Consider the following 25,430-nt stretch of genomic DNA (forward strand, 5'->3'; position numbering starts at 1 on the left):
CCCCAGAAGGGCTTTTTTTATATCGAATAGGATTGATATGTTCCCAGAAGCTTGACCCGGCAGCCGAGGGCTTCCATCTCTTGAACGGCTCCGGGAATGAGCACCTGATCCATCGCCTGTTCAATATCAATGATAAAGAAATAGTTGCCGAGACCCGTTTTTGTCGGGCGCGATTCGATCTTTGATAAATTCAGGTTTCTCCATGAAAAAGCGGACAGCACCCTGTGCAGTGCGCCTGATTGGTCATCTTGGGGAAGCGTCACCATCATCGTCGTTTTCGATCTTGATGACAGTTTTGCATTCACTTCAAATGAGACGTCTTTTTCAGGCGAAAGAATGACGAATCTCGTGTGGTTATCCTGATAATCCTGAATATCCCGCTTCACGATGCTCAAGCCGTATGTAGCAGCCGCCATTTCATTCGCAATCACGCCGATCGGAAGTTCCGGATGCTCACTCACATACTTAGCAGCCGCACCTGTTGACTTCGCATACTCATAAGGGACGGACGAAAAATGCCGATGAAGAAATTTGTGGCATTGCGCAATCGCATGTGAATGAGAAAAAATTTTCTCAAGCTTTTTCCACTCATTTTCTCTCGAAGGGTGAACGAGCAGGTGCTGGTAAATCGGCAGCGTCATTTCCCCCACAATCGCAAGAGGCTGCTCATGAATCAAATAGTCAATCGTTAAGTTAACCGAGCCCTCCAGCGCGTTTTCCAAAGGAACAAATGCAAGATCCACTTCTCCCGCAACCGCCGCATCCATGCATGCCGGTATTGTATGATAAGGTGCTTGTGTCACGCTGTTTTGAAAGCAGGAACTGACTGCTAGATGTGTAAATGTGGCTTCTGGCCCTAAATAACCGACTCTCATGTTTCTCTTCTCTCCTTACGCGCCTGACCCTAAGATCTCAACTTTTTCTATAAAATCAAATTTTCTCAGTTTATTCATTAACGTATGAATGTTTTCTTCCATTGCGGATGTGCTGATTGAGAGCGTGACATTCGCCCTGCCCTGAAGCGGAATCGACTGGTGAATGGAAAGCACGTTGCTTCCTGAGTCAGCCACCGCCTGCAAAAGCTGGGACAACGCGCCTGACCGATCCTCCAAATGAAAGAAAAGTGTGATTATTTGTTCTTTAACCATCGTGTAAAAAGGGAAAACCGCATCTCGGTATTTGTAAAAAGCGCTTCTGCTCAAATCAACTTTCTGCACGGCATCTGCAACCGATTCAGCCTTTTTTCTGTCCAGCAGTTTTTTGACTTCAAGGGTTTTCCGCATCGCATCAGGCAGAACGTCTTCACGCACTAAATAAAATGTCTCTTCTTTCACCTGCACCCCTCCCTCTTACATCAGAGAGCCTGCATCGCAAGCTCTCCGTCTTTTTAATCAATAAATTCAAATTCAAATTCCAGAAGCCGGATGATATCGCCATCTTTAGCCCCACGTTCTCTGAGCGCTTCATCAACGCCCATTCCGCGCATCTGTCTTGCAAAACGCTTGACGGATTCGTCACGGGAGAAGTCAGTCATTTTAAAGAGGCGTTCCAGACTGTCACCTGAAAGCACAAACGCACCGTCCGGATCACGGGTAATGTTAAATGGAATTTCTTCATCTTCCATCGTGTACATCACGCGGTTTTCCGCCAGTTCTTCTTCATCATACAGCGGGAATTCAGGCGTTGTTTCCAGCTGGTTGGCGACTTCAAACAGAAGATCGCGGAGCCCTTCTCTCGTCACCGCGCTGATTGGGAAGACAGGATGGTCATCCTGAAGCTTTTCTTTAAACGCTTTAAGATTTTCAGCCGCTTCGGGCATGTCCATTTTATTCGCAACGATAATTTGCGGACGCTCCGTCAGCCTCAGATTATATTCACTGAGCTCCTGATTAATGGTCACATAATCTTCATACGGATCACGGCCTTCCATCGCTGACATGTCAATGACATGAACAATGACGCGCGTCCGTTCGATATGGCGGAGAAATTGGTGGCCTAAGCCGACTCCTTCGTGCGCTCCTTCAATCAGGCCGGGCAGATCCGCCATGACAAAGCTTCTTCCGTCTTCCGTTTCCACCATGCCCAGATTCGGAACAAGCGTTGTAAAATGATAATCGGCGATTTTCGGCTTTGCCGATGAAACGACAGACAGAAGCGTAGATTTTCCGACGCTCGGGAAGCCGACGAGACCTACGTCTGCAAGCACCTTCAGTTCAAGCACGATATAGCGCTCTTTTCCGGGCTCTCCGTGCTCTGACAGCTGCGGTGCCGGGTTGGCCGGTGTCGCAAAGCGGGTATTCCCGCGTCCGCCGCGTCCGCCTTTTGCGATGACGGCGCGCTGTCCATGTTCAGTCAGATCGGCAATGACCTGTTTTGTATCGTCATCCGTAACGACTGTGCCGGGCGGAACTTTAACAACCATATCGTCCGCGTTTCTGCCGTGCTGGTTTTTAGACATGCCGTGCTCGCCGCGTATCGCTTTGAAATGGCGCTGGTACCGGAAGTCCATAAGCGTGCGCAATCCTTCATCAACCTCAAAGACGACGTCGCCTCCATTACCGCCGTCACCGCCGGCAGGCCCGCCTTTCGGCACATATTTTTCACGGCGGAACGCAACCATTCCGTTACCGCCGTCGCCGCCTTTTACATATACTTTCACCTGATCTACAAACATAATATCCTCCGTTCTAAACCGTAAAAAACCGCTAGTTCATTCCAATTTCGGCCACACATTCATGGCCGGTCAGCTCAAATTGCATGACATCAAAGTCCTCATACCGCGATTTGCGAAATTCATCAAACACATCTGCATTTGCAATCGTTCCATGAAAATCGAGATATACAATAAGCTGTCTGTCAGGGTGATCCGTCTGCAGCGATACGGTCAGATGATTTTCACTTTCATTGCTTACCGCCAGACCGAACAGATGAAACAGTTTTCTCATCAGGTTCGACAGCTTTTGATCATATGCCGATAAATCTTTAATTTCTCCGAGCACTTCGTATTCGAGCCTCATATAACGGGACTTCCAATTAAATGTAAGAAAGTCAAACGCCAAGTGCGGGGTTTTCAGGTTTGAGAGCTTTGACTCGTGCTTTGCATCTATGACCATTTCGTCGATTATTTCAACGACCCTGTCATACTTCTGCAAACTTAAGTTTCCTTTTATCAGCTGCAGCTTATTCATCCAATCATGACGGAAATGGCCCATTAATTGGATCAGCTCATTAATCAGAGCCGCATCGCTTACAGGTTCTTCTTGTTTCTTCGATACATCCTTCATTTTCGCACTCCCAATCGTTTAATTTCTTTTTAGGAGTCTTGATAAGTGTGTACTATGAATTATAACAGAGAAGGCTTTGTTAGAAAAACACTTGTTTTTCCTGGTTCATCATGTTCCTTTTTCGGATCGCATGCACTGCGGATGCCAGGCAGAAACATTTTTGGTATCACTGCTTGGGGAACATATCCAGTGGGTATGAGAAGCTGATGTCCTCATTCAAGGCGGGGTTCACTCACGCGTCCTCTGCTTTTCATTCTTGATGTTACTCCGCTTACTGCAAAAAAAACTCCAGTCAACGACCGGAGTTTTTTGTGTCATTATTGAGCTACAGGATATACGCTCACTTTTTTGCGGTCACGGCCGAAACGTTCGAATTTAACAGTTCCGTCGATTTTAGCAAAAAGAGTGTCATCTCCTCCGCGGCCCACGTTTTCACCTGGGTAGATTTTCGTTCCGCGTTGACGGTAAAGGATAGATCCGCCTGTTACGAATTGACCGTCTGCACGTTTAGCGCCTAAACGTTTAGATTCAGAGTCACGTCCGTTCTTTGTAGAACCTACACCTTTTTTAGAAGCGAAAAACTGAAGATCTAATCTAAGCATGTAACTCACCTCCTATATTTGGTTTGCAGTCAACTGTAAGTGTTCACTGTAATCCCGCTCGATCGTTTCAAGAGAAACAATCATGCCTTCAATCAGCAGCTGCGCTTTTTGCAAAGCTTCCTGATCAGCGGCTTCAGGGAATTCAAAGTAGAAATAACCCCCGTCCTCGCCTATATCAAGAATCGGTTCGAGAGGAGCCAGCGCGATAACCGCATTGACCGCCCCGAAAACGACAGCCGTAACCCCGGCGCAAACGAGATCTCGTCCATGTTCAGCAAAATCGGCATGTCCCGTCATTTCAAAGGACAAAATGCCCCCGTCATTTCGGGATCTTCGAATTGTTGCCTCAATCATGCTTACGCGTTGATTTTTTCGATTGTCAATTTAGTATAAGGCTGACGATGACCTTGTTTTTTATGAACATTTTTCTTTGCCTTGTAACGGAAAACAGTGATTTTTTTCGCACGGCCTTGTTTTTCAACTTTAGCTGTAACTGTCGCGCCTGCAACTGTTGGGTTGCCGACTTTCACGCTGTCTCCGCCAACAAACAATACGTCTTCAAACGTCACTGTTTCACCTGCTTCAGCAGCAAGTTTTTCGATGTAAACAGTTTGACCTTCTTCAACTTTGATTTGTTTTCCGCCTGTTTTAATGATTGCGTACATTCTCTGCACCTCCTATTAGACTAAGACTCGCCAGCAACAGGGGGCTTTAAAGCTCTTATCACCTGTCCCGAGCGGTTGTAGCATTGGTGCTACATCCATAACATTAAAAAATATATCAGAACCAAAGAGATATGTCAATCTATTTCTAGTAAGGCAGCAGCAGGTCTTCCATGGAGGAATCTGTCCGTTTATCAGCAAAATATGCATGAAGCACTTCATTTTCATCAAGCTGGCTGAGCTTCTCGCCGGCTTTTTCAATGATAATGGGATGTTTGCAGCCCCGTTTGAATTCGGCCATGACATGCTTTACTTTGGCATCGGCTGCGACAGTCAAAGGATGCAGCATGGCGACATCGCGGTTTTTACCGTAATATCTCTCTAAAAGAAACCTCAGCTGAATATAATGCCGCTTGCGGTATTCATCCCATAAAGAAGCGGCGAGAAAGACGAACAGCACCCATGCGCTGACCTGGAGGGGGACGGCCAGCACAATCCAGCAGCAGAGCAAAAGTGCAAAAACGGCTGATGTCTGCAGGCTGAGGAGATGCGCTTTTTGAAAAGCCATTTGTTTAGAGAAGTATAAAAACACAAACTTTCCGCCGTCAAGCGGCCAGATCGGCAAAAGATTGATGAAAAGAATGGAGAGATTATAAAAGGTAAACATCTCAAATGTCTGCTGACTTGTAAAGCCGGACATAAAAAGGAGCCAGGCTGCCGCCTGAAGCCACACATGCTGGAACGGGCCCGCCAGAATGACCGCGAATTCCTCTTTAAGCGGCCGGTTTCCGTGCTCCTCCACCTCAACCGTCCCGCCGAAAGGGAGCAGAAAGACGCGTTTAATGCGCCACGAAAAAAACACAGCCAGAGCAGCATGCCCCAGCTCATGAACGGATACGACCAGCAAAAGACACAGCAGCGCTTTAATGTGCCCCGTCAGAAGACCAAGCCCCATGATAATCCAAAGAAAAGGGTGGACATGAATTTTGAAGAGAAGGCTGAGCCATTTATTCATCAAATGTGATCACCTGAATCGGATCTATGAATTTATCGCCATCCTGAATCGCGAAATAATACTGTCCTTTACTTTTATCGTTAAGCTTGATCGAACCGATCTTTTTTCCTTTATCGACAAAGTCATACAATGATACGTCAACATCTTTGAGCCGGCCGTAAATGCTGCTTGTATTGTCGGCATGCTGCACCTTCACCGTCAGCCCTGTTTTTTCATCTTTGCTCACTTCCGTAATGTAGCCTTCTTTTACGCTGTCAATGGCTTCACTGGCTGTTTCAACAACGACGCCTTCTCCGTTATTCTGAAAGTTCTGCTGGATTTTCCCCGCGGCGGGAACGGCCATATCCTGGCTGACCGCTACCTGACCGTCCTTCTTTTTCGTTCCCGGGGTGAGAAAAGCAAGCGGGTTTCCGAATGAGGATACAAACCAATGATTCACGGCAGCAAACTGAAATTCTTTTTGAAAGGTTTGTGCAATCGCCGGTTTAATCTGACTCAGCGGCAGTTTGTCAGTTTTATAGGCGATAGCGGAAATCAGTACGAGACAGGCGGCCAGCAGGCATTTCAAAATAATAGAATGAGCGTTGATCAGCGGATGCCGTCCGTTAAATTCGGGCGGATGTTCCGTTTGATATTCATAGTCCGGAAGGAGCCTGTGCTTTTCCTGCTCCTTGACCGTCTGCCATGCGGGAGGCTTCTGCGGTCGGGAGTTTTGAACGAAAGTCTGTTTTGATTCAGGGCGCGGTTTTCTCCTTTTGGCCAGTCTTTTTCTAATTTCATCAGCTCTGTGACTCATCGCCATCATCCTTTGCAATCGTTGGGTTTGTACATCCTATGCCTTGTCCATTGCAAATATGCGCCCTGTTGAACAACAAAAAAGACCTGATAAGCTGGGCTTTATCAGATCTTTGTATTCCAGTATATTTATGAACGCACGCCGAAAAACGACTTGATTTTCGCCATCATCCCTTTTTGCTGCTCTTCAAGCACCTGCAAAGGAACGGATTCTCCCAAAATACGCCGGGCGATATTGCGGTAAGCAATGCTGGCGCGGTTTTTAGAATTCATGGCAATCGGTTCGCCGATATTTGAAGCTCTGATCACTTCATCATCGTCGGCAACGATTCCGAGGAGATCAATAGACAGATGATGAACAACCTCATCCACATCCATCGTGTCACCGTTTTTCATGAGGTGATTTCTGATGCGGTTGACGATGAGGCGCGGCGGTTCAATATCTTCCTGCTCTAAAAGTCCGATAATGCGGTCAGCATCCCGAACCGCTGATATTTCCGGCGTCGTCACCACAATCGCCTTATCAGCTCCGGAAACGGCATTTTTATAGCCTTGTTCAATTCCGGCCGGACAATCGATAATGACATAATCAAATTCCTGCTTGAGCTCCTGCACAAGCGATTTGATCTGCTCAGGGACAACAGCCGTTTTGTCGCTTGTCTGGGCAGCCGGCATTAAATGAAGCAGATCATCAAAACGTTTGTCCTTGACAAGCGCCTGATGCGTCTTGCATCTGCCTTCAATTACATCTACTAAGTCGTAAATAATTCTGTTTTCAAGACCCATTACGACATCAAGGTTGCGCAGTCCGATATCTGTGTCTACCAGACAGACGCGCTTCCCTAAAATGGCTAAGGCGGTACCGAGGTTTGCAGATGTTGTTGTTTTACCTACTCCGCCTTTTCCCGAAGTTATTACGATAGCCTCACCCAATTTCACATTCCTCCCTCAAGCCTTGTTAGATCAGGTCTTAAATGAGCCAATTGTTGAAGGCGTTCAATGACCATATTTCCGTCAGTATCTAAATAAGCACATTCCATGTCGTTCCCTTTTTGAATGTGGTCTGGGGAGCGATTTAACACATGATTGATCCTCAATTGTGTCGGCATCATTTCGGATGCGGCGATCACAGCCCGGTTATTTCCGTTATAACCCGCATGGGCAATCCCTTTTAATGAACCGAGAACAAATATATTTCCTCCGGCTTTGATCGTACCGCCGGGATTCACATCTCCGATTAAAAGCAAATCTCCCGTTACGTGAAGCACCTGACCTGAACGGACGATTTTAGAAACAGAAACAATTTCCTGCTCCTCTTTCATCCGCTGCGCTTCTTCTTTGGCGATGACTTCACTGTCAATTGAATGCACGACTAAATCTTTCTTTGACGCGATCAGATCAGTCAGCTGCTCTGCCTGTTCCTGATACAGATACCGATGCCCGAGTTTGATATGAACACTGATTTTTTGGCCTTTGCCATCAGTATATTGTTCAATCGACAGCATATTTTGAAGACCATCGAGAAGCTCATCAAAAGAACACGCATCATCCAGATGCAATGTTAAGCCGTTTTTTGTTCCTTTTATTGTTACATATTGCTGCTTTTTGGTCTTCATCAATGTTCACCTCAACAACATACTCTTTTCGTCAAAAAAAGATAAAACCCTTTTTACTCATCTCTTAATTCTTTCTTCAGACTTATATAAAACAGCCTAAAGGGCAGGACTAATATAATGGCTCCCGCAATATTCAGCACAGCGGTCGGCAAAAACCGCTGAATGACAAAATCGTTAAACGTCATTGTGCCGCTGCGGATTAACGTCTGAATGCCGTAAACGTAAAATTCAAGCAAACATACGCTCAGCACAGCGACCAGAATGACCATCAGGGCATTGGTCTGCAGCACTTTAAACGCTTTGGCCGCCAGGTAGCATAAACCGGCAAAACCAAACATATAAACGCCTAAAACACCCGTATAATTGATGTCATAAAGAAGTCCGAAAATGAGACCGTAGATCACCGCATGCTTTTGGTTGACATAAGCGGACATAAAAATCAGCGCGAGCAAAAGAAAATGCGGAACGACCTGCTGCTCGTCGGAAACGAAAGGAAAATGCACCAGATCTGTATAGATGCTTTCCGCACAAAAGACCAAAATCATAATCAAAGGGAGAAGGAAACGTTTCACGATCCTTCCTCCCCTGTTGCTACGCTTCGGTTGACAACGATGACATGGTCAAGATCATACAGGTCGGCAGCCGGTTTCACGTAAGCGATTTTCGTCAGGCCGTAAGCATCTGATTCGACATCGGTTACTTCGCCGACCGTCAGCCCTTGAGGAAATACGCCGCCCGTTCCGGAGGTCTCCACAAGGTCGCCTTTTTTCACTTCGCGTTTTTCATCCGGTTCAAGGATAGTCATTTTCAGGGTCTGTTTCTTTTTATCATACCCCTCAATTAAACCGTAGCCTTTGCTTCCCTTTTTACCGGAGATTTTGGTGGCCACTCTGTTATTGCGGTCAACATCGCTCAGCAGCTGAACGGCGGATGTGAAACTGTTGAGTCCGCTGCTTTTGATCTTCCCGACAAGCGCACCCTTTTCGTTTGTGACCGCCATGTCCTTGGCCACTTTCTGCTTCGTTCCCTTATTGATCATGATCTGCTTGTACCATTGATCAGGATTTCTGGCGATAACGGTCGCTAAAATCGGATCATAGTCGGAAATCGATTTGACATGCCCGAGTTCATCACGCAGCTTCTTGTTTTCATCTTTGAGTTCTTGGAGCTTCGCTTCATATTGTGTCTGTCCGTCCAGCTTTTGTCTTAAGCGTTCGTTTTCTTTGTACGTGTTTTTCAGGTCTTTTATGTCCCCGAAGAACCCTGCAAAATACTCGGCAGGCGTGTGAAAAATATTTTGAAATACTCCCGTCGTATCACCGATCAGCTTTTCAGGCCAGGTGGTATTACGGCCGTTCTTCAGCGAGAATCCAATCATAGCCACCAATATGATAATACACAGAAGTAATAGCATTAACCGTTTGTTCGGCATCGTGATACACCTCTTCTATTTAACTCCTGATTATCTTGTTTTTCCTTTGAAAAGATGGATGTGCTCCAGTGCTTTTCCAGTGCCGATCGCAACACAATCCAGCGGATCTTCAGCGATAAGTACAGGCATTTTCGTTTCGTCGCTGATGACTTTATCGAGATTGCGGAGCAGGGCGCCTCCCCCGGTTAACACAATACCTCTGTCCATAATGTCAGCGGCCAGCTCAGGCGGTGTTTTTTCAAGCGTGCTCTTCACCGCATCAACGATTGCAAGAACTGTATCACGCAGGGCATTTGCAATTTCCGTTCCCGTAATTTCGATCGTTTTCGGCAGACCTGTCAGAAGGTCGCGGCCGCGGATTTCCATTGACGCATTTTCTTCACCGGTTTCTGCTGAACCGATTTCCATTTTAATGGCTTCCGCCGTACGGTCACCGATCATCAGATTATATGTTTTTCTGATATAGCTGATGATTGAGTCGTCCATTTCGTCACCGGCTACGCGGATTGACTGAGACGTGACAATGCCTCCTAAAGAAATGATCGCCACTTCAGTTGTTCCGCCGCCGATATCAACGACCATGCTGCCCGTAGGCTCCCATACAGGAAGATTCGCGCCGATTGCTGCCGCAAACGGTTCTTCAATCGGATAAGCGTCGCGTGCGCCCGCTTGTCTTGTCGCGTCAATGACCGCCCGTTCTTCAACGGCAGTAATACCTGACGGCACACACACCATAACATACGGCTTTCTCGCAAATAACCCTTTATTTTTCACAGCCTGATTAATGTAGTATTTCATCATTGTCGCAGTTGTTTCATAATCAGCGATAACGCCGTCTTTCATCGGACGGAGCGCAACCACGTTGCCCGGAGTTCTTCCGATCATGTTTTTCGCATCGTTACCGACCGCCACGATCGATTTCGTATCCGTTTGCAGAGCAACGACTGACGGCTCTCTCACTACAATTCCTTTACCTTTAACAAACACAAGCGTATTCGCGGTTCCCAAATCTATACCAAGGTCTCTTGTACCAATTCCGAACATATGTATGTATCTTCCTTTCTTAAAGCAAAAATACCCTAAAGGGAAAAACTCATAAAATCTATTATATCTTAAATCAACGAAAAAAAAAGTGTTACAAATATCCTTTTTCCTTTAAACTCACAAATTTTTTGTCACCAATGACCAAATGATCGAGCAGCTCGATGCCGATTAGATTTCCGCACTCAAAAAGCCGCCTGGTTACTTCTATATCTTCCCTGCTCGGTGTAGGATCTCCTGAAGGATGATTGTGAACGCAAATGAAGGACGCGGCGGATCGTTTGAAAGCTTCTTTAAACACCTCCCGCGGGTGGACAATAGATGAATTCAGACTTCCGATAAAAACGGTGCGTTTATGAATGACTTGATTTTTAGTATTTAAATATAAACAGACAAAATGCTCCTGGGATAAAAAGCGCATGTCCTCCATCACATACTTCGCCCCGTCTTCGGGAGAACGGATGACCCGGTGCTCCCCGGCGGCAGTCTTATGAATACGGCTGCCCAGCTCAATTGCGGCAAGAATCTGAACGGCCTTCACCGTGCCGATTCCGGGAATGCTGGAAAGCTCCTGGGCAGAGGCGCCTTTTAACAGGCGCAGCCCGTCAAACGTCCGCAGCAGCCGGTGAGAGAGGTTCATGACGGACTCGTGTTTCGTTCCCGTCCGCAGCAGGATGGCAAGCAGTTCATTGTTAGACAGATGTTCGGCTCCGAAGTGCAGAAGCCGCTCTCTCGGTTTTTCATTTTCGGGGAAATCTCTTAATTTTAACGGCAGATCACGGATGATCAACCCCTCCTTGTTCCCCTTCCCGGTTTGAACATCAAGCTTTTATATTAAATTCTTTCAGGGCTCTCATTGTTTTAGCGACAGGAAGCCCGACGACAGAATAGAAATCACCGTCTATTTTTTTCACTAAAAGCGCGCCTTTTCCTTGGATGCCGTATGCACCTGCTTTATCCATCGGTTCTTTAGTTTCAATGTAGAGCTGTATTTCGTCTTCACTGAGCGGCCAAAACGTCACTTCCGTCGTGTCACAGAACGTTTCTTTCCGGTCATGCGTCTGAATGCTGACCGCCGTAATGACTTGATGGCTTCGGCCGGAAAGCCTCCGCAGCATGTGTGCCGCTTCTTTTCTGTCACGCGGTTTGCCGAGGCACTCGCCGTCTATGCACACCATCGTGTCAGCGCCGATAACGGCTGCATCGGGATTTTCGGCCAATACAGCACCGGCTTTTTGCTCAGCCAAACATTGGACGTTTTCTTCCGGCGAAAGGTTTCGATTTAATTTTTCATCTGTGCGGCTCGCAATAATGCTGTAAGGAATCTGAAGAAGATTAAGGAGTTCTTTTCTTCGCGGAGATTGTGATGCGAGTATTAAGCGTTTTGTCATGATTGTCATCCTTTCAGGGTTTGCTTAAGAAAAAAAGATACTTGTCTATCCTACCAAATCAAACGGGCAACCACAATTTCAGAAAAATAACTTTTTGATGACAAAATAAAAAATCCCGCCGGATGACGGGAATTGAGAGATTATTATTTCACAACGCTTAGAAGCTCTTTTTGGGCTTTCCAGCCGGATTCGGAACCGGACGTTTCCAGTTCTTTCAGCGCTTGAAGCACGGCCTCTTTCTGTTTTTTGTCAGCGGCGTCTGCGCCGTCTGCCGATTTGGCCGCTTCAGCCACATCCGCTTTTGAAATGTCTTTGCCGGTAATCGCTTTCGCCGAGAGCTCAGATGCTTGTTTAAAAGAGCCTTCCAATCCTGAATCGACCGCAAAGCTGAGCTCTTTTCCGCCCCAAGCCTCAAAATCATGGTCTATCAGCGTCTGGCCCAATTGCTGTGATAAGCTTTTTTCCGCTGCAAGACCGGCGATCACGTATGTGTACCCGTCTTCTTTTGCCAGAGAGACAGCCGAGTATCCTTTTTCAGTCAGCTGGTCAACAAGCGTTTGCGCTCCTTTTTCTGATGAAAATTTTCCGGCCTGCACCGCAAATGTTTTATAGTTTCCGTCTGACTGTTCTGCGTTTCCTGTGCCGCTTGTTTCTGGTTTGTCTTTTGAAACGTCTCCTGCTTTCACCGTCTGTCCTTGTGAACCTTTGTCAGCGGATGCGGGGGCGGAGGCTTCTTTACTTCCCGACATATTTAAGGCGACAAGGCCGAGGCCGGTGCCTAAAACAGCCGCAACGGCAATTGTCGTGACCGCTTTTTTAACTGGAGAAGACGGCTGCTTCTTTTTCGGAAAATGAGGACCCGTGTTTTTCTTCTGGTATGGCGGGACGACTTTCGGATCGTCTTCAAATACCTCATGATTCTTCTCATCATCCCAATTGAAGTCTTCTTCTTTCGGATCTTCATGAGATGCTGCAATCTCCTGCTCCGCCTTCTTTGTTTCTTCCCAATTTGAAAATGTGACGGTTTTCTCCCCGCCTTCATTCACATCTTCTTGTCCATACATCGTTTCTTCTTTTCCGTTAATCGTTACTTTAAGGGCTTCGTTTTTGGCTTTGCTGTTCTTTTTGCTTTTCCTTTTTTTCAACGTCTCTTCCCCCTTGCATTCGTCTTGGCCGTACCTTGAATTGATCATGGTTCACACTTTAGCATAGGCGTAAAAAAAAAGAACAAGACTTTTGTCGTCTTGTCCAAAAAACGTTCGCCAAATTTTTCAAGCCCCGCCTGAAGCGAGTGTGATGTAAAACGCGAACAGCTCTTCACCGTATAAGTAACTCAAAGCGCTCCCGGCTGCGATGGCCGGCGCAAACGGGAAAGGCTGCTTTTTACCAAGCCTGCCTCCCGCTGCGGCGCACATACCGTATACAGCTCCGATTATAACGGAAAGAAAGAATGCAATAAGGACGAGCTTCACGCCGAGCGCAAGTCCGATCACTCCAAACAGCTTCACATCACCTGCGCCGATGCCTCCTTTACTGACAAACATGATAAAAACAAGCAGAGCAAATCCGCAAACAGCTCCGGCAAACCCCGCATACCATGAATCCAGCGGAGAAAAAATACGGCCGGCGATGAAAAGCGGAAGAAAAAACAGCAGAACCTTGTCAGGAATCAGCATATATTGCAGATCCGTCACAGTCACAATCATCAGCAGAGACAAAAATAACAGCGCGATTAGCAGCTCTTTTGAGAAACCGAAATGGATACCGGCAGCAGTGAATAAACATGCCGTCCAGCATTCCGCCGCCGGATACATCACTGACAGCTTCGCACGGCAATTTCTGCACCTTCCTCTTTGCAGGATATAGGAAACAACGGGCACAAGCTCCCCCCAGGAGAGCGGCAAGCCGCAGAACGAACAGGATGAACGAGGCGAAATAACCGAGATTCGAAGCGGAATACGGCATGCGACTGTATAAAAAAAAGAACCGAAAATCAGACCGAGAACAAACAGAATGAAAAGCACTCAGACCACACCTTTTCTATCAATCTGGTTCAGATTGTAGCATAGAAAAACACCATGCCTGAAATGGCTGAAAATGTGTTTTCCTCATAAAAACACCCGGCAAAACCGTAAAATGGCTTGCCGGGTGTTCCAGGGGCTGTCAGATCAGCCGCTTTCTCATTTCGGAAATAAAGTATAGGGAACCGGTAATGATGATGACATCATCCGCTCCGTCTTTTTGTTCTATCCACTCTTTCACACTGTCCGGGTTCTCATCAAAGCTCTTATCCGCAAGGCCGCTTGCATTGTAAAGGTCTTCGGCGCTTGCGGCACGCGGAAAGTCAAATGACGCAAAATGAATGGAATCTGCTTCGGTTTCAAGCTTTTTAATCATTTCCTGATACGGTTTGTCTTTTAATGCGCTGAATACGACATGGACGCTTTTATCGGCAAATCGCTGCCTGATCGTTTCTGTCAGCGTATCAACGCCTTCTTCATTATGGGCGCCGTCCGCAAACACTAAAGGGCGGCTTTGAAGCCGTTCAAACCGGCCCGGCCATGAAGCTTTTTTCAGACCGTTTCGCAATGCTTCTTCAGAAATGGCTGTGATTTTCAGGCGATTCAGCCATTCAGCAGCCAATATCGCCAAGGCCGCATTCTGCCTTTGATGAATGCCGATCAGCGACGTTTGAACGTCCTCATAACATTTCGTTTCCGTTTCCAGCGAGAAGCTTTCGCCGGACGGAAGCGCCGCACCATTAAACAGTCTGCATGTTTTATATAGCGATTGGCACGGAGCCTGCTTTTCTTCGGCCTCCGCTTCAATAACGCCGAGTGCTTCCGGCTGATTGACACCTGTAATGACCGGAATAGCTTTTTTAATAATACCGGCTTTCTGCCCGGCGATCTCCTCAATGGTATTGCCTAAAATCGCCATATGGTCATGTCCGATGCTTGTAATGACCGACAAAAGCGGTTTCACAATATTGGTTGAATCGAATGTGCCGCCGAGCCCCGCTTCAAAAATGACAAAATCGATATCATCCCGCTTCGCAAAATATAAAAATGCACACGCTGTAATGATTTCAAATTCTGTCACCGTTCCGGCATCGGTTTTATCAATCTCATCGACTATCGGTTTGATTTCATTAACGAGCGCTCTCCATTCCTCATCAGAAATCGGCGTGCCGTTTACGCTGATACGCTCATTGAACGTAATGATGTAGGGAGATGTGAATGTGCCGACCGTATAACCGGCTTCTTGAAGCACGGAACGGATAAAAGAGACGGTGGAGCCTTTGCCGTTTGTGCCCGCCACATGAATGGCGCGGATATTCTTTTCCGGATGTTCTAATTTTTCCATCAGCCTTTCCATACGGAGAAGGCCAGGCTTAACGCCGAACTTGAGTCTGCCGTGAATCCAGCTGATCGCTTCTTTGTACGTATTAAACAATGAAATCCCCTCTTTTATACAACAAGGCGGTTTCTTAGGAAACCGCCCCGCTGTTTTATCAGCCTTTCAGCTCTGCGATCCGCTGCCGGACAGCTTCGCGTTTTGCCGTGTAGTCTTTCTCTTTTGCGCGTTCTTCTTCAATGACTTGCTCAGGAGCTTTTTTGATGAATCCTTCGTTGCCGAGTTTTTTCTGAACGCGTTCGACTTCTTTTGTCAGCTTGTCGAATTCTTTTTGCAGACGGGCGATTTCCTCATCGATGTTAATCAGCCCTTCAAGCGGCAGAATCACTTCCGCTCCGGTGACGACCGCTGTCATCGCTTTGTCTGCCGCGGTGATATCCGTCCCGATTTTCAGCGTGCTCGGATTCGTGAAACGCTCAACGTAAGAACGGTTCTTCTCAAGGCGTCCGGCAATTTCTTCCGTAGATGTTTTAATGTAAAGCTCAACCTGTTTGCTCATCGGTGTGTTAACTTCGCTTCGGATATTGCGGACAGAACGGATTAATTCAACAAGCAGTTTCATATCCGCCGCTGCCTCTTTGTCCGTATGTTCCGGAACCGGAACAGGCCAAGAGCTGATCGTGATTGACTCGCCTTCATGAGGAAGGTGCTGCCAGATCTCCTCTGTTAAGAACGGCATAAACGGGTGCAGAAGACGCATCGTCTGGTCAAGCACGTAAGCAAGAACAGAGCGGGTTGTTTTCTTCGCCGCTTCATCTTCCCCGTACAGCGGAAGCTTCGCCATTTCGATATACCAGTCGCACACATCATCCCAGATAAAGTTGTACAGATGGCGTCCGACTTCACCGAATTCATAACGATCCGCAAGCTGGGTTACGTCTTCAATCGTTTCATTCAATCTTGTAAGAATCCACTTATCAGCAACTGATTTTTCACCGGACAGATCAAGTTCGTCATACGTCATGCCGTCCATGTTCATTAAGGCAAAACGGGAAGCGTTCCAAATTTTATTTGCGAAATTCCACGTGGATTCCACTTTTTCATAGCTGAAACGGAGATCCTGTCCGGGTGAGCTTCCGGTTGCCAGGAAGTAGCGCAGTGAATCCGCTCCGTACTTGTCGATGACATCCATCGGATCAACGCCGTTCCCAAGGGATTTACTCATTTTTCTGCCCTGCTCGTCACGGATTAAGCCGTGGATCAGCACGTCTTTGAACGGGCGCTCGCCGGTAAACTCAAGACCTTGGAAAATCATCCGGGATACCCAGAAGAAGATGATGTCATACCCCGTCACAAGCACATCGGTTGAGTAATAACGCTTAAAGTCTTCAGCATTTTCATCAGGCCAGCCCATTGTAGAAAACGGCCACAGCGCGGAGCTGAACCACGTATCAAGCACGTCTGAATCCTGTTCCCAATTTTCGCTGTCCTCAGGCGCTTCAAGGCCGACATACACTTCTTTTGTTTCTTTATGATACCAAGCCGGGATGCGGTGGCCCCACCAAAGCTGACGGGAAATACACCAATCACGGATGTTTTCCATCCAGTGCAGGTACGTTTTCTCGAAACGGTCAGGAACGAAGTGAACTTTCTCTTCTTTGGACTGAAGGTCAACCGCCGCATCGGCCAGCGGCTGCATTTTGACAAACCATTGTGTGGACAGATACGGCTCAACAACGGCGCCGCTTCTCTCACTGTGTCCGACAGAATGCATATGGTCTTCGATTTTAAAGAGAACGCCTGTCTCCTGAAGGTCTTTGACGAGTTTTTTGCGGCATTCAAACCGGTCCATGCCGTTATATTGCAGCGCTTTTTCATTCATTGTTCCGTCTTCATTCATGACGAGAATCCGTTCTAAATTGTGGCGGTTTCCGAGTTCAAAGTCATTCGGGTCATGGGCAGGCGTGATTTTAACGGCTCCTGATCCGAATTCCATGTCAACGTAATCATCGCCGACGATCGGAATTTCGCGGTTTGTAATCGGCAGAATCACCGTTTTGCCGATTAAGTGCTTGTAGCGCTCATCTTCAGGATGAACCGCGACAGCCGTGTCGCCAAGCATCGTTTCCGGACGGGTGGTCGCGATTTCAATTGAGCCTGAACCGTCTGCTAACGGATAGCGCAAATGATAAAACGCGCCCTGTACGTCTTTGTAAATCACTTCAATGTCGGACAAAGCCGTTTTTGTGGCAGGGTCCCAGTTGATGATATATTCGCCTCTGTAAATCAAACCTTTTTCGTACAATTTGACGAATACTTCACGCACGGCTTTGTTCAGCCCTTCATCAAGAGTGAAACGTTCGCGCGAATAATCGAGCCCGAGTCCCATTTTGGCCCATTGGCTGCGGATGAAATCAGCGTACTCTTCCTTCCACTTCCACGTTTCTTCAAGAAACTTTTCACGGCCAAGGTCATAGCGGCTTGTACCCTGTTCGCGGAGTTTCGCTTCGACTTTTGCCTGAGTGGCAATTCCGGCGTGATCCATGCCCGGAAGCCAGAGCACGTCATAGCCCTGCATGCGTTTCATACGCGTAACGATATCTTGCAGCGTCGTATCCCACGCATGACCGAGGTGCAGCCTGCCCGTCACGTTCGGCGGCGGAATGACGACAGAATATGGCTGTTTCGTTTGATCGCCGCCCGCTTCAAAATATTTTCCTTTCAGCCAAAAATCATAGCGGCCTTTTTCAATCGCAGACGGATCATATTTTGTCGGCATTGTTTGTTCGTTTGTATCCATGATAACCCTCCAGCATGTTAGAAATGGCTGAGCAACTAAAAAAGAGCCTTCATCCTGATAAAGGACGAAAAGCTCTTTCGCGGTACCACCTTTTTTCATGAACAGATTTGTTCATGCACTTAAACGGATAACGGGTGCGGCCCGAATTTCTCTACTGTATGTTCAAGAAATTATGCTCCCGGGCGACCTTCCAATGAGACGGCATAAGAAGCCTTTCAGCACAGTAGCTTCTCTCTCTTCATGCGTCTTTCTTGTACTCTTCCCGTTCAAAGCAGGTGTATTTATATCAGCTCATGATCTTATTTATTATGTTCTTTATTATAGTAAAAGTGTTTTTGTTTCGTCAATCATCTTTTCCAAAAACCGCTGCCGTCATACATAAATGGGCATGCACCCCGCCCTTTCCCTCACATACGATACAAAGAAAGGCGAATGTAAGGAGGAATTGCCGTGAGAAAAAAATTCAATTCTTATTCGCTCCCCCCGTGGGCCAGACAGGTCCGCCTTGTATCCGCGCAAGTCATTATACCGATTACGATCTTTCAGGGGATCAGGACGATTTTCTTTCCGACGACTTTTGACGTCCTGCTGCTTGCCATCCTGCTGTTTTTAGCGTGCGCCCTGCATTTGGAATGGATATAAAAAAACGAGTCCCGCTATGAAGAGGACTCGTTTTCCGCCTTTCTTTTTTTCTCCTGCTCAATCTGATACATCTTCATGAGAAAAGGTTCAGCATTTTTCATCTGCCAAAACGCTCTTAATAACTGCGTGCACTCTTCTTTCTCAGAACCCCTTTGGCCGGTTTGATACCGTTTCAGCACTTTGTACATACCGGTCGGATAAGCCATATAGCTGAGAAACAGGCTGATTTCCGCTTCACGGAGGGGGAATGATTTGTGATACGTATAAAACCATTCAAGGCACTCCGGACACGCTTTCGGATAGCTTCTGAACATTCTGGAGTAAAAGCCGAGCAGATCATTTTGCGGAGGTCCGAGCCCGGCTTTCTCGAAATTTGTAAAAAAGCCCGTTCCCACATCATTATATAGAAAATGGCGGCTCGATAAGCTGCCGTGATTGATCACCGCTCTCGTTTTGTCATGATCCTTTGCCGCGTCAAACCATTCTTCCAGACGTTCAAGAGCAAAATTAACGGCTGAAACCGTTTCTGTAAGATACGTAACAGCCTGCAATTCAAAAGGAGAAAGGTACCACTCTTTTTCCGCCCGGTCAGCAAATTGTTCATAGACGAGCTTATCATTTTCCCAATCTCTTTTCGTCAGTTCATAAAAGCTGCTGATATCTTCAGTCCGGATTTGGATGTCCCGCACGGTCGCGGAATGGAGCTTCGCCACCTCTTTAAAAAGGTAAACATGTTTTTGATCCCGTTCTTCTTCCTGATCGTACTGAAGCCAGGGCATTAAATAATAAGACGCCTCCGTCCGGCTTCCCGCAAAAAAATCGCCTGCATGCGTGCGGTAGATCGGCACAAATGAACGGTAGCCTTTCTCCTCAATCTCAATCATATAGTCCGTAAATTCACTGCTGCGGGCCGGCTTGAGCTGTTTCAAAGCAAAAATGCCGTGGTTTGAGTAGACTTTCCATACATGCGGGCTGACAGGCTCAATATACTCGGCCTCCAGCCCGTATTCCTGAAGCACTGATTGGACTGCTTCCATTCCATTCACCACATTTTTACGGCCTCTTTGTGCTTACGCATGGCTGTTATTATATTCAGGTATATACAGAAGCTGACCTTCTTCCAGTTCGTCATCAAACGATAAAGCATTCGTTCTGATGAGCTGCTGGGATGTGATGTCATATCGTTCACACACCCGGTCGATTGTATCTTGCTGCTGCACGATGCAGATTTTCATTCTAGAAAACTTTTCTTCTTCTCTTGTAAATAATTTCGTCAAATAATGAGAGTTGTCATTTTCCTTCTGCTCTGTTTTCAATGCCGCTTCTTGATTCTCTCTTTCTGATTTAAGCGGCTCAGACGGCTCAGGTGCCGCCGGTTCCTCAGGAGGCAGTTTGGAAAACTGAAAGGACAAATCAAGAGGCTCCCCGGTTTCCTCCTCCGGCTGCGCCATCTTCCTCACCTCAACTTCAAATCCTTCATCAGCCTGAGCTTCTTCCTCAAGAAACTTAGGCGCGCTGTAAAATTCCTCTTCCCGCGGTTCCGGAACGAACTCGCGATAAGGCGGCGCCTGCTCTTCTTCAAAAACCGCAGGCTCATCTTCGGCTTCTTCCGCCTCCTCTTGATCACTCTGACGGAGAAGCGGTTCGGCCTCAGGCTCCTCTTCTTTTTGAAGGACGGGCTGTTCCTCAATCTCTGCTTTATCGGCATGCGGGGTCAGAGTAAAAGCAGGGGAAACCGGTTCAACATCATCTGCTGTTTCTTCAAGCATTTCCGCTGAATCATCCTCAGATACAGGTTCATTCCTCTCAGCCGCCATGATTGCAGGCTCCTCAAGCTCCTCAGCCTCTTCCGGCTCTTCCGGCTCTTCTTCCTCCAGGATGGCAGCGGGAGGGGGAGGCTCAGTATATGAGACAGGTTCCGGCACCTCTTCCAGCCTCAGAACGGGGGCAGTTTCTTCAGGTTCCTCATCCTCCTCTTCTTCCTCTTCTTCCTCTTCCTCCTGCCTGAATATAGGCGGAGTCTCTTCCTCATTCTCCCCGGCTTCTTGTGCCGCTTCTTCTGATACAGCCAGGGGTTCTTCAGCTTCAGGCAGAGGTTCTTCAGGCCTCTGGCGTATCACTAATTCAGGTTCGTTTTCTTCCTCAGAGCGATGGTCAGCAAGATTGATCATTTCTTCTCTGGCAAATTCAGGCGCCACATACAGAGGGATCTCCGGCTCTTTTGGCTCGGATTCCTCAAGCAGCCCTTCAATTGCCAAATCAGCCTGAATGGTTAAGATCCTTGAATCCGTTAGCTGATAATCAAAGGCATCAATAAAAACGAAAACGTCATTGAGGTGGCTCACTTTATTTTTCGGAATCGTGATGTCCACCGGGAAGCAATGAAGGAGCTCGGCCGTGCCATCCTCCCTCGCCCTCACTTCCTCTACATGTCTCAGCTCTCTTCCAAGCTCTTCGAATTGACTGCTGTGATCTATGTTGTACTCGCCAGTAAGTTCTAATGATCCTTTAATTGAGACATAATCATTTACTTCCTGCACCCTGATATCAGGGTCTAATGAAATCGAAAGTAATTCAGAAACTTCCTGTCCTTTTTGGAAACAGATTGATTCTTCAACAGAAAATTGCAACCGGTGATTATGCGGCAAGTTCATATCCTCCTTTCATCTAATCCTTACAATTAGATGTCACTAAAGGTGTATGCCGCAATATGGATAAATATGATAAAGGAGGCATTGAAAAAAGCCGATACAAGACTTGCTTGCATCGGCTTTTCGGTATCAGCGGCTGATCGTCTGGAACACTTTCTCAGCGGCTTGAATGGTTTTTTCGATATCCTCCATTGTATGCGCAGTGGAGAGAAACAATCCTTCAAATTGAGACGGCGGCAGAAATACGCCTGCGTCAGCCATCCCTTTATAATATTTGGCGAACAGCTTTAAATCAGATGATTTGGCTGTTTCATAGTTAATGACAGGCTCGTTTGTGAAAAAGAATCCGATCATTGAACCGGCACGGTTAAATGTGTGCGGAATCCCATGTGCTTCAGCGGCTTTTGAAATGCCTTCTTCAAGCATATCGCCTTTTTTCACAAATTCTTGATAAGATTCAGGTGTGAGCTGCTGTAACGTCTCAAGTCCCGCTGTCATGGCAAGCGGATTTCCTGACAAGGTTCCCGCTTGGTAGATCGGACCGCTCGGAGCGATTCTTTCCATGATTTCGGCTTTGCCGCCATACGCACCGACAGGAAGACCGCCGCCGATGACTTTGCCGAGACACGTTAAATCAGGCGTCACGCCGAAATATCCTTGCGCACAGTTATAGTCCACGCGAAAACCGGTCATGACCTCATCAAAAATGAGCAGCGCGCCATATTGTTCCGTAATGTCACGAAGCCCTTGTAAAAACCCTTCCTGCGGGGGAACGACGCCCATATTGCCGGCTACCGGCTCAACAATGACTCCGGCGATATCTTCACCGTACTCCCGGAATGCGAGTGCAACGCTTTCCAAGTCGTTGTACGGAACGGTAATCGTATTCATCGCAATCCCTTCAGGTACGCCCGGGCTGTCCGGAAGACCGAGTGTCGCCACTCCGGATCCCGCTTTGATCAGCAGTGAATCACCGTGGCCGTGGTAACAGCCTTCGAATTTTAAAATTTTGTTGCGGCCGGTATATCCTCTTGCCAGACGAAGGGCGCTCATTGTCGCCTCTGTGCCGGAGCTGACCATCCGCACGATTTCAACAGACGGCACACGGTCAATGACCAATTTGGCCAGTTCGTTTTCCACTTCAGTGGATGCCCCGAAACTTGTCCCGTTTTCCGCTACTTTTTTCAGGCTTTCAACGACGCGGTCATTGGTGTGGCCTAAAATGAGCGGTCCCCAGCTCAGCACATAGTCAATATATTCATTGCCGTCAATATCAAAAATTTTCGATCCTTTGCCGCGCTGCATAAAAATCGGATCCATATCAACTGATTTAAACGCGCGCACCGGACTGTTTACTCCGCCCGGCATCAGTTTCTGCGCTTCTTTAAAAGCGGCTTTTGATTTTTCATAGCTTCTCATCTGCCTCAGCTCCCGTCAAATGAAATCGTTACTCAGCAAGCCATTTTGCTGCGTCTTTTGCATGATACGTCATAATCAGATCAGCACCTGCACGTTTCATGCTCGTTAAAATTTCAAGCACCATTTCTTTTTCTTTAATCCAGCCGTTCTGGGCTGCAGCTTTCACCATGGAATACTCCCCGCTCACATTATAAGCGACCAGCGGCAGGTGATGGCGGTTTTTCACATCACGCATAATATCTAAGTATGACATAGACGGTTTGACGATTAAAAAGTCAGCGCCTTCTGCGGCGTCTGATTCTGCCTCACGAAGCGCTTCCAGGCGGTTGGCCGGATCCATCTGATAAGTTTTTCGGTCGCCGAACTGCGGCGTGCTGTCAGCCGCGTCGCGGAACGGACCGTAAAATTCACTTGAATATTTCACTGCATAAGACATGATCGGAATATTTGTGAACCCTTCTTTGTCAAGCGCTTCTCTGATCACTGTGACGAAACCGTCCATCATATTTGAAGGAGCGATGATGTCAGCGCCTGCTTTGGCCTGGCTGACGGCTGTCTGAGCCAGCAGTTCAAGCGACTCGTCATTAAGGATTTCTCCGTCTTTGACGACACCGCAATGGCCGTGGTCCGTGTATTCACAAAGACATGTATCAGCGATGACGATCATTTCAGGATAATGCTTTTTAATTTCAGCAATCCCTTTTTGCACAATGCCGTGATCGTGAAAAGCCTGGGTTCCGCAGGCGTCTTTTTCTTCAGGCACGCCGAAAACGATGACCGATTTAATGCCGAGTGATATCAGCTCAGCCATCTCATCCTTCAATAAATCAAGGGATACATGGTAAACCCCCGGCATGGAAGAAACTTCTTTTTTCCCTTCAAGCCCTTCAACGACAAATAGAGGGTAAATAAAATCTGAAGGGTGAAGACGTGTTTCTCTTACTAAATCTCTCATCGCAGCGTTCGCGCGCAAACGGCGGTGTCTGTTAAATGTTTGATTCATCATTATCTATCCTTTCCCGACATGCTGCACATGACGTCCAGCATGCCTTCAATCGTATAAGTGTCAGGCACATGGGATGAGATCCCGTATTCCAATAGCGCTTTCTCTGTCAAAGGGCCGATGCTGATATAGCTCGCGCCGCTGTTTTCCCACGCTTTTTCTCCGTTTCCGACCGCATGCATAAACGTATGCACCGCCGATGAACTGGTAAACGTAATAAAATCAAAATGAGAGCGGGATGCAGCCTGTCTCAGCTCGTCCATGCCTTTTTCATCCTGAATAGTATTGTATAACACCCATTCCCTTATTTGATAGCCAAGCGGCTCAAGCTCCGCTTTTATGACATCGCGTGATAAATTGCCCTTTATCACTGAAATGGGTTCGGCAGCTGATGCGTGCCGTTTTAATGTATCTGCCAGACATTCGGCCACATACTCGTCAGGCATCGCATCCGTCCCGGCTCCCCGCTCTTTCAAGGCGCGTGCAGTCTTTTCACCGACAGCTGCGATTTTTTTCCGTCCGGAAAGCGCAAGACCATGCCGATCAAGGTAGGAAAAAAAGAACCGGACGCCGTTTACGCTTGTAAACACAAGCCATCCCGGTTCAGAAAGGTCTTCCCGGAGACTGTCCGCACATTCATCCGGGAGCGCTTCCTGAAAAGCGATCAGCGAAGCGGAAACAGCCGTTCCGCCGAGCGCCTCCACTTTTTTTCGAAACGGAGCGGCCTGTCTTTTGTTCCGGGTGACAAGCACGGTCTTTCCTTGTAAAGGAAGGTCATTTGCCATCCTGATCGAGCTCCTGTTTCACGCTGTCGATTAAGGCTTTGGCTCCTTTTTCAGACATCATCGCCGCACAGCGTTTCCCGATTTCTTCCGGATCATGTCCCGCCGCTGTTTCTTTATAAATCGTCTTTCCGTCCGGAGACGCAACCAGACCGACCAGCTCAACTGCATCCCTGTCATTGACGGACGCATACCCGGCAATCGGCACCTGGCAGCCGCCTTCCATCGCGTGTAAGAAAGCCCGTTCGGCTGTCACCGTGCGCTGCGTATACTCATCGGTGAATTGCGCAAACAGCTTCAAAAGCTCCTCATCCGACTCTCTGCATTCAATGGCAAGAGCGCCTTGGCCGACCGCAGGCAGACAGCGGTCCGGTTCGAGGAATTCAGATACGACATCGTCTTTCCAGCCCATTCTTGAAAGACCCGCAGCAGCTAAAATAATCGCATCGTAATCCTCCGTCTCAAGCTTTTGAAGTCTCGTATCTATGTTTCCTCTGATCCACTTAATAGTAAGATCAGGACGCTCAGCAAGAATCTGGGCGCTTCTTCTTAAACTGCTGGTGCCGATAATGCCGCCTTCTTTTATGTCGTCTAGCTTTTGATGCCCCTTCGAAATCAGCGCATCACGCGGATCCTCACGTTTCGGTATGCAGCCGATGACAAGACCCTCAGGCAAAACAGCGGGCATGTCTTTCATGCTGTGGACCGCCATATCAATCTCCTGATGCAGCAGCGCCTGTTCAATCTCTTTGACAAACAAACCTTTGCCGCCCACTTTTGACAGTGTGACATCGAGGATGCGGTCGCCTTTTGTGACAATCTCCCGGATTTCAAAGTTATAGGAAGGATTCAATTCCTTCAGTTTGTTAATCACCCATTTTGTCTGGGTCATAGCCAGCTTGCTCCGTCTGGAACCTACCTTAATCGTTCTCATTTTC

At 47.5% G+C, this 25,430-nt stretch carries 27 protein-coding genes and 2 other annotated features; of the genes, 1 reads left to right on the plus strand and 26 read right to left on the minus strand.

Going from position 1 to position 25,430, the window contains the following annotated elements:
• Positions 1-17: 17 nt before the first annotated feature.
• The 20 genes from pheA to ABDB98_RS12815 all read right to left on the minus strand — a co-directional run bounded on the left by pheA (position 18) and on the right by ABDB98_RS12815 (position 17,995).
• Positions 18-875 (minus strand): prephenate dehydratase, encoded by an 858-nt coding sequence (gene pheA, locus ABDB98_RS12720; RefSeq protein WP_016938791.1) that lies wholly within the window; start codon positions 873-875, stop codon positions 18-20.
• Positions 876-890: 15 nt separating this feature from the next.
• Positions 891-1,334 carry a transcriptional regulator ThrR gene (gene thrR / locus ABDB98_RS12725; protein WP_016938790.1) on the minus strand — a complete coding sequence of 148 codons (444 nt, stop codon included), beginning with the start codon at positions 1,332-1,334 and terminating at the stop codon, positions 891-893.
• A gap of 53 nt (positions 1,335-1,387) precedes the next feature.
• A complete protein-coding gene (gene obgE, locus ABDB98_RS12730) occupies positions 1,388-2,674 on the minus strand; it encodes a GTPase ObgE (RefSeq protein ID WP_438420320.1) in 1,287 nt (428 codons plus the stop codon).
• Between the two features lie 31 nt (positions 2,675-2,705).
• Complete coding sequence (locus tag ABDB98_RS12735) at positions 2,706-3,284, minus strand: sporulation initiation phosphotransferase B (protein ID WP_003152664.1); 579 nt, start codon at positions 3,282-3,284, stop codon at positions 2,706-2,708.
• 317 nt (positions 3,285-3,601) lie between these two features.
• A complete protein-coding gene (gene rpmA / locus ABDB98_RS12740) occupies positions 3,602-3,886 on the minus strand; it encodes a 50S ribosomal protein L27 (protein ID WP_003152662.1) in 285 nt (94 codons plus the stop codon).
• A 12-nt stretch (positions 3,887-3,898) separates the two neighbouring features.
• Positions 3,899-4,240: a ribosomal-processing cysteine protease Prp gene (locus ABDB98_RS12745; protein WP_047475541.1), complete on the minus strand. Its 342-nt coding sequence runs from the start codon at positions 4,238-4,240 to the stop codon at positions 3,899-3,901.
• A gap of 2 nt (positions 4,241-4,242) precedes the next feature.
• A complete protein-coding gene (gene rplU, locus ABDB98_RS12750; protein WP_016938787.1) occupies positions 4,243-4,551 on the minus strand; it encodes a 50S ribosomal protein L21 in 309 nt (102 codons plus the stop codon).
• A gap of 13 nt (positions 4,552-4,564) precedes the next feature.
• Positions 4,565-4,638 (minus strand) — a sequence feature (ribosomal protein L21 leader region).
• Between the two features lie 58 nt (positions 4,639-4,696).
• Positions 4,697-5,563 carry a M50 family metallopeptidase gene (locus tag ABDB98_RS12755; protein ID WP_060964648.1) on the minus strand — a complete coding sequence of 289 codons (867 nt, stop codon included), beginning with the start codon at positions 5,561-5,563 and terminating at the stop codon, positions 4,697-4,699.
• On the minus strand, positions 5,556-6,359 hold the full coding sequence (locus ABDB98_RS12760; protein ID WP_438420321.1) for a peptidoglycan DD-metalloendopeptidase family protein: 804 nt from the start codon (positions 6,357-6,359) through the stop codon (positions 5,556-5,558). Before ABDB98_RS12760 ends, ABDB98_RS12755 begins: the two co-directional genes overlap by 8 nt.
• Before the next feature lie 128 nt (positions 6,360-6,487).
• Positions 6,488-7,291, minus strand: a complete 804-nt coding sequence (minD, locus tag ABDB98_RS12765) for a septum site-determining protein MinD (RefSeq protein ID WP_016938784.1) — start codon at positions 7,289-7,291, stop codon at positions 6,488-6,490.
• 2 nt (positions 7,292-7,293) lie between these two features.
• Positions 7,294-7,974, minus strand: coding sequence for a septum site-determining protein MinC (minC, locus tag ABDB98_RS12770; RefSeq protein ID WP_438420322.1), 681 nt, complete (start codon positions 7,972-7,974; stop codon positions 7,294-7,296).
• Between the two features lie 53 nt (positions 7,975-8,027).
• A complete protein-coding gene (gene mreD / locus ABDB98_RS12775) occupies positions 8,028-8,546 on the minus strand; it encodes a rod shape-determining protein MreD (protein WP_438420323.1) in 519 nt (172 codons plus the stop codon).
• Positions 8,543-9,406: a rod shape-determining protein MreC gene (gene mreC, locus ABDB98_RS12780; RefSeq protein WP_007408166.1), complete on the minus strand. Its 864-nt coding sequence runs from the start codon at positions 9,404-9,406 to the stop codon at positions 8,543-8,545. Before mreC ends, mreD begins: the two co-directional genes overlap by 4 nt.
• Positions 9,407-9,436: 30 nt before the next feature.
• Positions 9,437-10,450, minus strand: coding sequence for a cell shape-determining protein MreB (gene mreB, locus ABDB98_RS12785; protein ID WP_438420324.1), 1,014 nt, complete (start codon positions 10,448-10,450; stop codon positions 9,437-9,439).
• 91 nt (positions 10,451-10,541) lie between these two features.
• Positions 10,542-11,237 carry a RadC family protein gene (gene radC, locus ABDB98_RS12790; RefSeq protein ID WP_016938780.1) on the minus strand — a complete coding sequence of 232 codons (696 nt, stop codon included), beginning with the start codon at positions 11,235-11,237 and terminating at the stop codon, positions 10,542-10,544.
• A 31-nt stretch (positions 11,238-11,268) separates the two neighbouring features.
• Positions 11,269-11,838 carry a Maf family protein gene (locus ABDB98_RS12795; RefSeq protein ID WP_438420325.1) on the minus strand — a complete coding sequence of 190 codons (570 nt, stop codon included), beginning with the start codon at positions 11,836-11,838 and terminating at the stop codon, positions 11,269-11,271.
• Between the two features lie 143 nt (positions 11,839-11,981).
• Positions 11,982-12,983: an SPOR domain-containing protein gene (locus tag ABDB98_RS12800; protein WP_438420326.1), complete on the minus strand. Its 1,002-nt coding sequence runs from the start codon at positions 12,981-12,983 to the stop codon at positions 11,982-11,984.
• 126 nt (positions 12,984-13,109) lie between these two features.
• Positions 13,110-13,862 carry a prepilin peptidase gene (locus ABDB98_RS12805; protein WP_438420327.1) on the minus strand — a complete coding sequence of 251 codons (753 nt, stop codon included), beginning with the start codon at positions 13,860-13,862 and terminating at the stop codon, positions 13,110-13,112.
• 139 nt (positions 13,863-14,001) lie between these two features.
• Positions 14,002-15,294, minus strand: a complete 1,293-nt coding sequence (locus ABDB98_RS12810; protein WP_438420328.1) for a bifunctional folylpolyglutamate synthase/dihydrofolate synthase — start codon at positions 15,292-15,294, stop codon at positions 14,002-14,004.
• Between the two features lie 58 nt (positions 15,295-15,352).
• Positions 15,353-17,995, minus strand: coding sequence for a valine--tRNA ligase (locus ABDB98_RS12815; RefSeq protein ID WP_438420329.1), 2,643 nt, complete (start codon positions 17,993-17,995; stop codon positions 15,353-15,355).
• A 57-nt stretch (positions 17,996-18,052) separates the two neighbouring features.
• Positions 18,053-18,274 (minus strand) — a binding site (T-box leader).
• A 171-nt stretch (positions 18,275-18,445) separates the two neighbouring features.
• Between ABDB98_RS12815 and ABDB98_RS12820 the strand changes: the two genes are divergently transcribed.
• Positions 18,446-18,637: a hypothetical protein gene (locus ABDB98_RS12820; RefSeq protein ID WP_045926471.1), complete on the plus strand. Its 192-nt coding sequence runs from the start codon at positions 18,446-18,448 to the stop codon at positions 18,635-18,637.
• A gap of 14 nt (positions 18,638-18,651) precedes the next feature.
• On the opposite strand, the gene ysxE is transcribed toward ABDB98_RS12820, so the two are convergent.
• The 6 genes from ysxE to hemC form a co-directional block, all read right to left on the minus strand.
• The gene (gene ysxE / locus ABDB98_RS12825; protein WP_438422146.1) at positions 18,652-19,674 is read right to left on the minus strand and encodes a spore coat protein YsxE; all 1,023 of its coding nucleotides are present in this window, start codon (positions 19,672-19,674) and stop codon (positions 18,652-18,654) included.
• Between the two features lie 33 nt (positions 19,675-19,707).
• Positions 19,708-21,285 carry a LysM peptidoglycan-binding domain-containing protein gene (locus ABDB98_RS12830; protein WP_438420330.1) on the minus strand — a complete coding sequence of 526 codons (1,578 nt, stop codon included), beginning with the start codon at positions 21,283-21,285 and terminating at the stop codon, positions 19,708-19,710.
• Between the two features lie 132 nt (positions 21,286-21,417).
• The gene (hemL, locus tag ABDB98_RS12835) at positions 21,418-22,707 is read right to left on the minus strand and encodes a glutamate-1-semialdehyde 2,1-aminomutase (RefSeq protein ID WP_198697963.1); all 1,290 of its coding nucleotides are present in this window, start codon (positions 22,705-22,707) and stop codon (positions 21,418-21,420) included.
• A gap of 28 nt (positions 22,708-22,735) precedes the next feature.
• Positions 22,736-23,710 (minus strand): porphobilinogen synthase, encoded by a 975-nt coding sequence (hemB, locus tag ABDB98_RS12840; protein ID WP_029575360.1) that lies wholly within the window; start codon positions 23,708-23,710, stop codon positions 22,736-22,738.
• Positions 23,711-23,712: 2 nt separating this feature from the next.
• Entirely contained in the window at positions 23,713-24,495 is a 783-nt protein-coding gene (locus ABDB98_RS12845; RefSeq protein ID WP_438420331.1) for a uroporphyrinogen-III synthase, read from the minus strand.
• Positions 24,485-25,426: a hydroxymethylbilane synthase gene (gene hemC, locus ABDB98_RS12850; protein ID WP_438420332.1), complete on the minus strand. Its 942-nt coding sequence runs from the start codon at positions 25,424-25,426 to the stop codon at positions 24,485-24,487. Before hemC ends, ABDB98_RS12845 begins: the two co-directional genes overlap by 11 nt.
• Positions 25,427-25,430: the final 4 nt, after the last annotated feature.

This window comes from Bacillus siamensis, assembly GCF_051628075.1.
GTDB classification, from domain to species: domain Bacteria; phylum Bacillota; class Bacilli; order Bacillales; family Bacillaceae; genus Bacillus; species Bacillus siamensis.